Source organism: Achromobacter sp. 10T422 (genome assembly GCF_056394065.1).
Genome location: NZ_JBFTHD010000005.1, coordinates 521,224 through 533,790, shown reverse-complemented (window position 1 = coordinate 533,790; position 12,567 = coordinate 521,224). Strand labels below are relative to the sequence as shown.

General features: G+C 64.6%; 9 protein-coding genes. 1 reads left to right on the top strand and 8 read right to left on the bottom strand.

Annotated features, from left to right (window positions below; genetic code table 11):
- The first annotated feature begins 3 nt into the window (after nucleotides 1-3).
- Complete coding sequence (locus AC1DB0_RS16005; protein ID WP_217483397.1) at nucleotides 4-1,335, top strand: MFS transporter; 1,332 nt, start codon at nucleotides 4-6, stop codon at nucleotides 1,333-1,335.
- 108 nt (nucleotides 1,336-1,443) lie between these two features.
- Here AC1DB0_RS16005 and AC1DB0_RS16000 read toward each other — a convergent pair whose 3' ends face one another.
- From AC1DB0_RS16000 to AC1DB0_RS15965, 8 genes are all read right to left on the bottom strand, one after another.
- Nucleotides 1,444-2,739 (bottom strand): MFS transporter, encoded by a 1,296-nt coding sequence (locus AC1DB0_RS16000; protein WP_342067696.1) that lies wholly within the window; start codon nucleotides 2,737-2,739, stop codon nucleotides 1,444-1,446.
- Nucleotides 2,740-2,979: 240 nt separating this feature from the next.
- The gene (gene pgsA, locus AC1DB0_RS15995; protein ID WP_054426407.1) at nucleotides 2,980-3,552 is read right to left on the bottom strand and encodes a CDP-diacylglycerol--glycerol-3-phosphate 3-phosphatidyltransferase; all 573 of its coding nucleotides are present in this window, start codon (nucleotides 3,550-3,552) and stop codon (nucleotides 2,980-2,982) included.
- Between the two features lie 86 nt (nucleotides 3,553-3,638).
- Nucleotides 3,639-5,468 carry an excinuclease ABC subunit UvrC gene (gene uvrC / locus AC1DB0_RS15990; RefSeq protein ID WP_054426410.1) on the bottom strand — a complete coding sequence of 610 codons (1,830 nt, stop codon included), beginning with the start codon at nucleotides 5,466-5,468 and terminating at the stop codon, nucleotides 3,639-3,641.
- Nucleotides 5,431-6,489, bottom strand: a complete 1,059-nt coding sequence (gene nagZ / locus AC1DB0_RS15985) for a beta-N-acetylhexosaminidase (protein WP_054426413.1) — start codon at nucleotides 6,487-6,489, stop codon at nucleotides 5,431-5,433. Before nagZ ends, uvrC begins: the two co-directional genes overlap by 38 nt.
- A 53-nt stretch (nucleotides 6,490-6,542) precedes the next feature.
- Nucleotides 6,543-6,974: a holo-ACP synthase gene (gene acpS, locus AC1DB0_RS15980; RefSeq protein ID WP_175171319.1), complete on the bottom strand. Its 432-nt coding sequence runs from the start codon at nucleotides 6,972-6,974 to the stop codon at nucleotides 6,543-6,545.
- A 63-nt stretch (nucleotides 6,975-7,037) separates the two neighbouring features.
- Nucleotides 7,038-7,778 (bottom strand): pyridoxine 5'-phosphate synthase, encoded by a 741-nt coding sequence (locus AC1DB0_RS15975; protein WP_476758699.1) that lies wholly within the window; start codon nucleotides 7,776-7,778, stop codon nucleotides 7,038-7,040.
- Complete coding sequence (locus AC1DB0_RS15970) at nucleotides 7,775-9,292, bottom strand: efflux transporter outer membrane subunit (protein WP_447982129.1); 1,518 nt, start codon at nucleotides 9,290-9,292, stop codon at nucleotides 7,775-7,777. Before AC1DB0_RS15970 ends, AC1DB0_RS15975 begins: the two co-directional genes overlap by 4 nt.
- Nucleotides 9,289-12,525 carry a multidrug efflux RND transporter permease subunit gene (locus AC1DB0_RS15965; RefSeq protein ID WP_476758698.1) on the bottom strand — a complete coding sequence of 1,079 codons (3,237 nt, stop codon included), beginning with the start codon at nucleotides 12,523-12,525 and terminating at the stop codon, nucleotides 9,289-9,291. Before AC1DB0_RS15965 ends, AC1DB0_RS15970 begins: the two co-directional genes overlap by 4 nt.
- Between the last annotated feature and the right edge of the window lie 42 nt (nucleotides 12,526-12,567).

Sequence of the window (12,567 nt, the reverse complement as noted above, 5' to 3'; positions counted from 1 at the left end):
CTGATGACGTCTGTTTCCGCTTCCTCTTACACCGTTTCCGCCAGCATGCGCCGCCGCGTGGTCATCGCGTCGGTGCTGGGCAATGCCTTCGAATGGTTCGACTTCGCCATCTACGGCATGTTCGCCACGATCATCGCAAAGCTGTACTTCCCCACCGGCGACAACGAAACGTCGCTGCTGCTGGGGCTGGCCACGTTTGGCGTGGCGTTCGCCGTGCGTCCGATCGGCGGTTTGGTGCTGGGTTTGTATGCCGACCGCTACGGACGGCGCCGCGCGCTGTCTTTGATGATCTTGATGATGGCGGGCGGCACCGCCATGATCGGCGTGCTGCCCACTTACGCGTCCATCGGCGTGGCCGCCAGCGTGCTGATGTTGGTGGCGCGGCTGATCCAGGGCTTTTCGGTAGGCGGCGAATACGCCAGCGCCAGCGCCATGCTGGTGGAATTCGCCCCAAAAGGACGCCGCGGCCTGTATGGCAGTTTTCAGATGTGCTCGCAGTCGTTGGCGTTTTCAATTGGCGCGGGCGTGGTGCATCTGCTGTCGTCGAACCTGTCGACGGCGGACCTGGAAAGCTGGGGCTGGCGCATCCCATTCCTGTTTGGCGTGCTGATCGGCCCCATCGGCTATTACCTGCGCACGCAGGTGGATGAAACGCCCGAGTTCCGGCGCTTTCAGGACCAGCGCGTCAAACCCCAACAAACCACGTTCCGCACCTTGTTCTCGCGCTACCCGCGCGAGCTCATCGGATCGTTCTGTATCGTGGTGACCGGCACGGCGTCCAACTACGTCATGTTGCTGTACCTGCCCATCTTCGCCGTGCGGGAATTGGGCCTGACGATGGGCGACGCGCAACTCAGCAGTGCGCTGGCCGGGGCCTTGCTGCTGGTGCTGTGCCCCTTGTCGGGCGCATTGTCTGACCGGCTCTCGCGCCGTGCGCTGATGCTGCCGGCCACGCTGGCCTTTGGCATCGCCACCTGGATCATGATGGCGCGCGTGCTGCACAACCCGTCCTTCGCCACGCTCGTGCAAGCGCAATTGCTAGCGGCGGCGTGCATGGGATTCATGTGGGGGCCGACGCCCGCGCTGATGACCGAAATCCTGCCCGTCAACCTGCGGTCCACGGGCGTATCGCTGTCATACAACCTGGCGGTGATGTTGTTCGGGGGCCTGGCGCCGTTCATCAATACGGCGGTGATCCAGTACACCGGCAACCGGATGGTGCCGGCATATTACGTGGGCTTGTGCGTGGTCATCGGACTGGCGGGCTTGTTGTTGCTGGGACGGCGAGGCGCCCCGCCCGCCGACAATTTGATGCCGCTGATGCAAACGCGCTAGTCAGGACTCGTCAGGATTGGACGCCGCCACGTCAAACGCGGCAGCGGGCATAGAGAAACGGCGCACCCTCGGGTGCGCCGTTTTGGCTTTCAGGCAAGGCGGGACGTATCAGGAACGCGCCACCGCGCCGCCCGCCGTCATCGGCTCGGCGCGACGCGCCTGCACCGCGATCCATTGCGCCAGGAAGGCCGCAGCCGTGAACGCCACGCCAGCGCCCACCCACGGACCCTGCCGCATGCCGGCGTCCAGCAGCAAACCAAACGCCAGCGGCCCCAGCGCCGAGCCCACGTCCATGCCCGAATACACCAAGCCGTAAACAGAACCCGTCGACCCCTTGGGCGTGACGCGGCGGATCAGCATGTCGCGCGACGGCGCGGCCACGCCCGAGCAGAAGCCGGCCAGCGCGACCACCGGCGCGGCAAACGCGGCCGGCACCAGACCCAGCGCCAGCACCACGAGCGTCAGGCCCGCCAGAATCAACGCCACCATCACCGTGCGTTCGGTGCGCGGGTTGGCCGACACCAGGAAGCCGCCCGCCGCCATGCCCACGGCCGACGCCACCATGTAGCCGGACAAGGCCGAACTGGCGGCCACCTTGGACAAGTCGTACAGCTGGCCCAACAGCGGAATCGTGTAGTTCTGCACCGACGACAGCGCAATCGACGTGCACGCAAAGAACAGGAACGCGCCCCACAACGCCGGCTTGGACAGCAAAGTGCTCAACGTGGTCAGCACACCTTCCTGCGGTTTGGCGGCGGCCGGCTTGGCGGATTTGGCGTCCGGCTGAACCTCCAGCGGCGACGGGCCGCCGATGAGATTACGGCCGATCACCGTCAGCAGCAGCACCGCCGCCACCAGGCCCGCCGCGCTATAGGCCGCCACACGCCAGTCAGCCAGCAAAGTGATGGTGGTGATGAAGACCGGCGTCAGCGCCCAGCCCAGGTTGCCCGTCAGCCCGTGCGCCGAAAACGCATGGCCCAGACGCGGCGCGGTAATCCGATGGTTGATGATGGAATAGTCTGCCGGATGGAACACCGAATTGCCGATGCCGCCCACCACGGCCGCGGCCACCAGCATCGTGTAGCCCGTGGCCGACCCGATCAGCAGGCCCGACACCACAAAGCACGCCAGCCCGAACCACAGCACCGGCCGCGCGCCGATGCGGTCCACCACAAAACCCGATGACGCCTGGCCGATGCCCGACACCACATAGAACGTGGACACCAGCAAGCCCAGCCGGGCGAAGTCCAGCCCGAACTCGTTGCCCAGCGATACGTACAGGGAAGGCAAGACCAATTGGAAGAAATGCGACGAGGCGTGTGCAACGCCAATCAGCAGGATGATTTTCCAGTCGCGCCGGCGGACGTCGGCATCCGAAGGCATAGGGGTGGCAGCGGTGTTCATTGCAGAAGGCCGCGGGCAGCGGCGGAAGGCGCCCGCCAAAGGCGGTGCAAGGTTGTCTCCGGCAACGTCCGGAAGAACCGGGCGTTGTGTGCTTGGCGACGTGGTCCGGCAGGCCGGCCGATCGCTCTTGGAATATCTCGGCGGCCGTGTTGCGCGAGCCGGGCCGCCGGGGTGTTGCAAAACCAAGGGTGTTGCAAAACAAACATGGCCAGTACTTTCGTACCAGCCATGGAGATGCATTTACAGCGCTTTCTCGCGGATGGCGGGCCAGGCGCGTTGCAGGTAATACAGCATTGACCAGACCGTCAGCACCGCCGCCACGATGATCAGCACATCACCCAACAGCTTGGTGCTGATGCCGTAGACCGGCTGGTTGTACAGCAGGCACGGAATCGCCACCATCTGGGCGGCGGTTTTGAATTTGCCCAGGCGGTGCACGGCCACGCTGGCGCTGGCGCCGATCTTGGCCATCCATTCGCGCAACGCCGAAATGGTGATTTCGCGGCCGATGATGATCAGCGAAATGAAGGCGTCGACGCGGCTCAAGTCCAGCAGGACGATCAGCGCCGCGCACACCATCAGCTTGTCGGCAACCGGGTCCAGGAACGCGCCAAAGGCCGAGGTCTGGTTCCAGCGGCGGGCCAGCCAGCCGTCGAACCAGTCGGTCAGCGCCGCGATGATGAATGCCCAAGCGGCAAAGCTGTCACGCGTGGGAACCGACATCCAGCTCTCGGGCAGGTAGAACAGCCCGACCACCAGAGGAATCATGGCGATGCGCAGCCATGTCAGGATAATGGGTACGTTAATTGGCATAGTGTCCGTATGCTACATCAGCCGGGTGACACTGGCTGTATCGAAGCCTTGGCATGACCGCCCGCTGGCCGCATGGGCGAATCGGGCTACCCACGCAGCGCCTCGTAAATGCGTTCGGCCAAATCCTGGGAAATGCCATCCACCGAGGCCAGATCTTCGATGCTGGCCGAGGCCACGCCCGAAAATCCGCCGAAACGGGCCAACAAACGTTGACGCCGCCGCGCGCCCACGCCTTCAATTTCCTCCAGCCGCGACACATTGCGCGTCTTGGCGCGCCGTGCCCGCATGCCGGTGATGGCGAAACGGTGGGCTTCGTCGCGCACCTGGGCGATCAGCATCAGCGCGGCAGACTCGCCGCCCAGCGCCACCGGGGGCCTTTCGTCGGCGAACACCAGCGTTTCCAGGCCTACCTTGCGCCCTTCTCCCTTAGCCACGCCCACCAGCGTCTGGATGTCCAGCCCCAACTCCACGAACACCTTGCGGGCCACTTCGACCTGGCCCTTGCCGCCATCGATCAGCACCAGGCCCGGCATTGGCGCGTCACCATCCGCCACCTTGGCGAAACGGCGCGTCAGCACCTGGCGCATGGCGGCGTAGTCGTCGCCCGGGGTGATGCCGGCAATGTTGTAACGGCGGTACAGGGATGGCTGCATGTCGTGGTGTTCGAACACCACACAGGATGCCTGCGTCGCTTCGCCCGCCGTATGGCTGATGTCGAAACATTCGATGCGCAACGCGTCCAGCGCGGCTTCATCGGTATCCAGGTCCAGCGCCTCGGCCAGCGCCAAGGTGCGGCCGGCGCGGGCGCCCGATTCGGTCAAGGCGCGGGCCAGCGCCATTTCGGCATTCTTGCCCGCCTGTTCTAGCCACGACCGGCGCGCGCCCTGAGGACGCGTCAACAAGCGCGACGGGCGGCCGCCCGCCTGTTCGACCAGCAGACCGATCAGGTCAGGGTCGGGCAAGGCGTGGGAACAGACCAGCACGGGCGGCATGGCGTTGTCGGTGTAATGCTGCGCCACGAAGGCTTCCAGCACTTGCGGCGCAGCCTCGCCCTCGGCGTGCGTCGGAAAGAAGGGCTTGTCGCCCAAGTGGCGGCCGCCGCGCACCATCGCCAGGTTGACGCAGACTTTGCCGCCCGCCACCGCCACGGCAATGATGTCGGTGTCTTCGCCGCTGGTGTTCTCCATGGTCTGCTGATGCAGCACGCGCGCCAGCGATCCCATCTGGTCTCGCAGCGCCGCGGCTTCTTCAAAGCGGAGTTCACCGGCCGCCTGCTGCATGCGGGCTTCGATTTCGCCCATGACTTCCTTGGCCTCGCCATTCAGAAAGCGCACGGCGCGCTGCACGTCGCGTTCGTACTCGGCGGCCTCGATGGCGCCCACGCACGGTGCCGAGCAACGCCCGATCTGATGCAGCAGACAGGGCCGCGAGCGGTTGGCGAAGACGGTGTCTTCGCAGGTGCGCAGCCGGAAGACCTTTTGCAGGATCTGGATGGTTTCGCGCACCGCCCAGGCGTTGGGAAACGGGCCGAAATACTGGCCGCGCTTGTTCGTTGCGCCCCGGTAGTAGGCAATGCGCGGCCATTCGTGGCCGGTGATCAGCAGGTAGGGATAAGACTTGTCGTCGCGAAACAGGATGTTGTAGCGCGGCTTCAGGCTCTTGATGAGGTTGTTTTCCAGGATCAGCGCTTCGGCTTCCGAGCGCGTGACGGTGACCTCCAGCCGCGCCACCTTCGACACCATCTGGGCGATACGGGGGCTGGCCAGGTTCTTCTGGAAATACGACGAGACGCGCTTCTTCAGGTCGCGCGCCTTGCCGACATACATGACTTCACCGGCCGCATCCAGGTGCCGGTAGACACCTGGAAGATGCGGCAGATCAGCCAGGAACGATTTGAGATTGAAGTCGTCGGGCATTCTGATAGCGGCTTTCAGCCTGCAAGGTGTCCCAGTCGGGCGCATCGAAACGCGGCATGAGGCGGCGGATGCGTTCAACCGATTCGGGAGCATGGTCGAACTTCAGGCGCGACAGCAGATCGTCGGCCAGATCGGGGCGGTTGCACACCAGCACCATATCGCAACCGGCGCGCAGCGCGGCGTTGGCGCGGTCCAGGATGTCGCCCGCAACCGATGCGCCTTCCATCGTCAGGTCGTCCGAGAACACCACGCCGTCATAGCCCAGGCGCTTGCGCAGAATGTCCTGCACCCAGCGCTTGGAGAACCCCGCGGGATGCTTGTCGACCTTGGGGTAGATCACATGCGCGGGCATCACGGACGGCAGCACCGCGTCGCCCAGCCAGGCGTACGGCGCGGCGTCGTCCTTCAGGATGTCGTCCAGGCCGCGCGGGTCCACGGGGATTTCGTGGTGCGAATCCGCGCCCACAAAACCATGGCCCGGGAAGTGTTTGCCGCAAGCCGACATGCCGGCCAGCGCCAAGCCCTGAACCAGGGCGCGCGACAGCATCGTCACCACGCGCGGGTCGGAATGGAAGGCGCGATTGCCGATGACTTTGCTGACGCCGTAATCCAGATCGAGCACGGGCGTGAAGCTCATGTCCACCCCGCAGGCGCGCAGCTCGGCGGCCAGCACATAGCCGGCTTCGGTCGCCAGGCGCATGGCCTGAAGGGGGTCGCGGTCCCACAACGCGCCCAGGTCGCGCATCGCGGGCAAGGCAGTGAAACCGTCTTCGCGGAAGCGCTGCACGCGGCCGCCTTCGTGATCCACCAGGATCAGCAGCGGTTCCTTGCGGGCTTTGTGAATCTGGCGAGTCAGCTTGGTCAGCTGCTTGCGGCTTTCGAAATTGCGGGCGAAAAGAATCACGCCGCCGACCAGCGGATGGCGCAGGCGCGTCTTCTCTTCTTTTGTCAGCGTGAAGCCCGCCACGTCGACCATCACGGGGCCGGGGGGCAGGCCACCCTTGGATTTCTTCTTGGCCATGAGGCTGTCCTTATGTTCAGGTATGGCAAGCCGGCGCCGCGCAAGGCGGTGGCTCAGGGCTTGCGTTCGACCACCACATACGCGGCGGCCATGTCGGATTCGTCGGTGATGGATACATGCGCGGCGCCGAAACGCTGCGTGTACCAGTCGAGCAGCTCGGGCGCGATGACGAGTACCGGGCGTCCGCCCGGCGCGTTCAGCGTTTGCACGCGCCGCCACGTCATGGGCATGCGCATGCCCAGGCCGATCGCTTTGGAAAAGGCTTCTTTGGCGGCAAAGCGCGTGGCCAGAAAGCGCAGGCCGCGCACCGGGTCGCGGGCGCGGCGCGCATGGAATTTCTGCAACTCTTCCACGCCTAGAATCTTTTCGGCGAAGCGGTCGCCGTGGCGTTCCAATGCGCGCTCGATGCGGTCGATGCGCAGCAAGTCCATGCCGATGCCGGCGATGGCGCCAGCGGGCGCGGGGGTCTTGGGCGTGTCAGACATGGGCATCAACCAAAAACAACGCCGCCAAAAACGCGGCGCGGGGTTTCATCATCCAGCCTGCCGTCACAGGCCGCGCAGCGCTTGCAGCCGGGCCTGCACCATCAGCGCTTTCATGTCGCGCACCGCCTTTTCCCAGCCATCAAACACCGCCTGCGCCACGATGGCGTGGCCGATGTTCAGCTCGGAAATACCGTCAATGGCGGCAATGGGCGATACGTTGCCCACATGCAGGCCGTGTCCGGCGTTCACGCGCAGGCCATGACGCAAGCCTTCGGTGACGGCCAGGCGGATGCGCTGCAACTCGGCCTGGGCGGCGTCGCCCTGGGCTTCGGCGTAGGCGCCGGTATGCAGTTCGATGACCGTGGCGCCAGCCTTGGCCGCCGCGGCGATCTGCACCGGGTCCGCGTCGATGAACAACGACACGCGAATACCGGCTTCGCGCAGCAAGGCCACGGCGTCCGTCACCGGCCCCATGGCGCCCGCCACTTCCAGGCCGCCCTCGGTCGTGAGCTCGGTACGCTTTTCAGGCACCAGGCAGACGTCGTTGGGTTTGACGGCGCAGGCAATTTCCAGCATTTCCGCCGTGATGGCGCATTCCAGATTCATGCGCGTGCGCAACTGCGGACGAATGGCGTAAACGTCCGCGTCTTGAATGTGGCGGCGGTCTTCCCGCAGATGCAGCGTGATCAKGTCGGCGCCGGCATCCTCCGCGCGCAGCGCGGCGGCCACCGGGTCCGGGTACACCGTATGGCGTTGTTGCCGCAACGTGGCAACGTGATCGATATTTACACCAAGTTCTATCATTGAGCGGTCGTCGTCACTTTGGTCGGTTCTTTCGTGGTTTCTTCCCAGCCGCCGCCCAACGCCTTGTAGAGCTCCACGCGGTTGATCAGCGCGGCCAAACCGGTTTGCACCAGCGAAAGCTGGGCATTGAAGAAGTCTACCTGAGCGGTCTGCACTTGCAGGTAGCTGTCGATGCCATTGGTATAACGCAGATTCGACAGTTCCAGCGTGCGCGAGGACGACTCCTGCAACGCGCGTTGCGCATCAAGCTGCGCGCCATACGTGGCTTCGCCCGCCAGCGCGTCCGACACTTCGCGGAACGCCGTCTGGATGGTTTGCTCGTATTGGGCCACGGCGATGTTGTCGCGCGCCTTCGCCAGATTCAGCCCTTCGCGGATGCTGCCACCCGCAAACAGCGGCGTCGTGATCGACGGCGAGAAGCTCCAGTACCCCTGGCCACCCTTGAACAGATCACCCAGCGACGGGCTGGCCACGCCCAGCAGGCCGGTCAGCGAAATCGTCGGGAAGAAAGCTGCGCGCGCCGCGCCGATATTGGCGTTGGCGGCCTTCAACTGGTTTTCTGCGGCCAGAATATCGGGCCGGCGCTCAAGCAGGTCAGACGGCAGGCCGGACGGCACCGTCGCCAGCAACTGGTCGCGGCCGAACGTGGCGGGCGCGGGCAGGTTTTCCGGCAACGGCGTTCCCACCAGCAGCACCAGCGCGTTCATGGCCTGCGCACGGGCACGGGCCAATTGCGCCAGGTCAGACGACGCCGTATCCAGCAGCGACTTCGACTGGTTCAAATCCAGTTCCGACGCCACGCCGCCATCGAAACGGCGCTTGACGAGGTTGTAGGATTCCTGGCGCGAGGCCAGCGTGCGCTGCGTCAAATCCAGCTGAACTTCGGCCGCGCGCAGGTTGAAGTACGACTGCGCCACGGAACCAACCAGCGTGATCTGCACGCTCTTTTGCGCCTGTTCGGTCGACAGATACTGCTGATACGCCGCTTCGGACAAATTGCGCAAACGGCCGAACAGATCGATTTCGAAGGTCGTCAGGCCGATACCGGCCTGATAGGAACTGGAAATCGAACTGGAATCGGGGCCGCCTGCCCGCATGTTGGCGGGCAAGTGCTGGCGCTGGCCCTGAATGCCGGCGCCGATGCTCGGCCACTGCGCGCCGCGCTGCACGCCGTACTGCGCACGCGCCTCTTCGACACGCTGCACGGCCACGCGCAGGTCGCGGTTGTTCTCAAGCGACAAGGCGATCAGGCTTTGCAGGCGCGGATCGCGGAAGAACTCGCGCCATCCCAGGTCGGCCGCGGGCGTGCCGTCTTGCGGCATCACCGACGTCGACGGCTGCGTGCCCAGCGTTGAAGGGTTGTTGTACGCGCCGTACTGCACCTTGGGCTGGTCGGGCCACGCGCCCGTAACCGGCGCATCGGGGCGCTTGTAGTCAGGCGCCAGCGAGCAGCCGGCCAACGCCACCGCCACGAAGGCGGACAAAGCGGTCTGTTTGATCATCAGGGCTTTCATGCCTTGCCCTCCGGGCCACCGTTGGGTTGTGCGGGAGTTTGCGCAGCGTGGGACGAATCAGCGGTGGGTTCGCCAGCCGCCTTCTTGGCCGCCTGCTCTTCTTCCCAGGCCTTCAGTTCAGCGCCCAGCAGACGCGGGCGGGTCTTGAACAGGCCCAGCACCACGACGAAGAACGTCGGCACGAAGATGACGGCAAACGGGGTGGCGGCCAACATGCCGCCCAGCACGCCCAGACCCACTGCGCGCTGGCTGGCGGCGCCTGCGCCCGTGGCCATCGCCAACGGCACCACGCCCAGAATGAACGCCAGCGACGTCATCAGAATCGGCCGGAACCGCAGCCTTGCGGCTTCCACCGCAGATTCATATAGCCCCATGCCCCGCGCGTACTGATCCTTGGCGAACTCCACGATCAGAATGGCGTTCTTGGCCGCCAAGCCGATCACGGTCACCATGCCCACCTGGAAGTACACGTCGTTCGACATGCCCAGCGCGCTGACCAGGGCCACCGCACCCAACATACCCAGCGGCACCACCAGCATGACCGAGATCGGGATGGCCCAGCTTTCATACAGCGCGGCCAGCACCAGGAACACGATCAGCAGCGAGAGGCCCATCAGGATGGGCGCCTGGTTACCCGCTTGGCGTTCCTGATACGACAGCCCCGTCCACTCGTAGCCGAAGCCTTGCGGCAACTGCGCGACGAGGTTCTGCATTTCCTCCATGGCCTGGCCCGTGGTGTAGCCCGCCGCGGCGCTGCCGCCGATACGCATGGACTCGTAGCTGTTGTAGCGCACCACCTGCACCGGACCCTGCACCCAATCGGCCGTGACAAACGTCGACAGCGGCACCATCCCGCCTTGCGTGTTGCGCGCGTTCAGCTTCAGGACGTCAGACAGCTGCATGCGGTACGGCGCATCGGCMTGGACCCAGATGTTCTGCATCCGGCCCATGTTCGGGAACTTGCTCAGGTAGGCCGAGCCCACCGCCGTCGAGATCAGCGATGCCGCCTCGTTGAAGTCCACCCCCAAGGCTGCTGCCTTGTCGCGGTCGATGTTCAGCGTCAGTTGCGTGCCCGCCGCCAGACCGGTGATGCGGACTTGCGACAGCACCGGGCTCTTCATTGCCGCGCCCATCAACTGGCCCGTGGCAGCGGCCAGCGCCTCGGAGCCGGCCGCACCGCGATCCTGCAAGCGCAGGTCGAAGCCCGTGGCGTTACCCAAGGACGAAATGGCGGGCGGCACCAGCGTGAACACCTGCGCATCGTGAATGCCCATCAACTGCTTCTGGAAGGCATTGAAGGCGATGGCGCCGGCGGAATCCTGGCGTTCCTTGCGGTCTTTGAAGTCTTTCAGCGTGGTGAACGCAATAGCGGCGTTCAGGCCGTTACCGTTGAAGCTGTAGCCCTGCACGGCGATGACGTTTTCCACCGCGGGAATGTTGCGGAAGTATTCCTCGACCTGTTCGATGACCTCAACCGTACGGTTGGCGCTGGCGCCCGTGGGCAGCTCGATGTTGCTGATCACGTAGCCCTGGTCTTCTTCGGGCAGGAACGACGACGGCAGACGCAGGTACAGCCAGCCCAGCAGCAGCACCAGCACCAGGAAGGCCAGCATCATGCGGCCGCCCTTGTGCAGAATGCGCGATACCCAGTTCTGATAACCGTGGGTGGTGGCGTCGAACTTGCGGTTGAACCAACCGAAGAAACCTTTTTTCTCGTCGTGGTGACCCTTGGCCACCGGCTTGAGAATGGTGGCGCACAACGCCGGCGTGAAGGTCAGCGCCAGCAGGGCCGAGAAGAAGATCGACACGGCCATGGCCACCGAGAACTGACGGTAGATCACGCCCACCGACCCGCTCATGAAGGCCAGCGGCAGGAACACCGTCACCAGCACCAGCGTGATGCCGACGATGGCGCCGCTGATCTGCGGCATGGCTTTCTTGGTGGCCTCTTTTGGCGGTAAGCCTTCGGTGGCCATGATGCGCTCAACGTTTTCAACCACCACGATGGCGTCATCCACCAGAATCCCGATGGCCAGCACCATCGCGAACATGGTCAGCACGTTGATCGAGAAGCCCAGCCCCAGCATCACCGCGAACGAACCCAGCATGGCCACCGGCACGACAAGTGCCGGGATCAGCGTGTAGCGCACGTTCTGCAGGAACAGATACATCACCAGGAACACCAGCACCATGGCTTCGGCCAGGGTGTGCAGCACCTGCTCGATGGACACCTTCACATAGGGTGCGGTGTCGTAGGGGATGGCGTACTGGATGTTGCCCGGGAAGTACTTGGACAGCTCTTCCATCTGTTGGCGCACGCCCTGGGCGGTGGCCAACGCGTTGGCGTCCGGCGACAGCACGATGGCGAAAGCGGCCGTGGGCTTGCCGTTCAGGCGGGCCCCGAATTGATAGTTGTCGGCGCCCACTTCGATACGGGCGACGTCGCGCAGCAGCACCTTGGAACCATCGGTGTTGGCGCGCAGGACGATCTTGCCGAAGCCTTCCACCGTGCTCAGCTGGCCGTTAGCCGTGACGGTGGCGGTGATGCGCTGCGACTCCGGGTTGGGCGGCGAACCGATGCTGCCGCCAGAGATCAACACGTTCTGGCCCGAGATCGCCTGGTTGACTTCGGACATGCTCAGGTTAAAGCCCACCAGCTTGGCGGGATCGACCCAGATGCGCATCGCGCGCGGCGCAGCGAACAGCTGGAACTGGCCCACGCCGGCCACACGCGAGACCGGGTTCTGCACGTTGCGGGTGATGTAGTCGGCCAATGCCGTTTGATCCAGCGAGCCGTCTTCGGACGACAACGTCACGATCATCAGGAAGCCGGTACTGGTCTGCTCGTATTGCAGGCCCTGCTGTTGCACGGCCGCCGGCAACTGCGCAATCACGTTGGACACGCGGTTCTGCACGTCCACCTGCGCCAAGTCGGGGTTGGTGCCCGGGGCGAAGGTGGCGGTGATCGTGGCGGTGCCGTAGGAATCGCTGACCGACTCGTAGTAGATCAGGCCCTTGGCCCCGTTGAGCTTGTCTTCGATGATACTGGTGACCGATTCCGCCACTTCCTTGGCCGATGCGCCAGGGTAGGTAGCGGTAATCGTGATCGCCGGCGGGGCCACGTCGGGGTATTGCGCCACCGGCATGTTCGGGATGGCCAGCACCCCCGCCAGCAGAATGAACAGGGCAACTACCCAGGCGAAAATTGGTCGATCAATGAAAAATTGCGGCATGTGGGCTGACTCTGAAAGCGATGCTCACCAAAGGGGAACGCG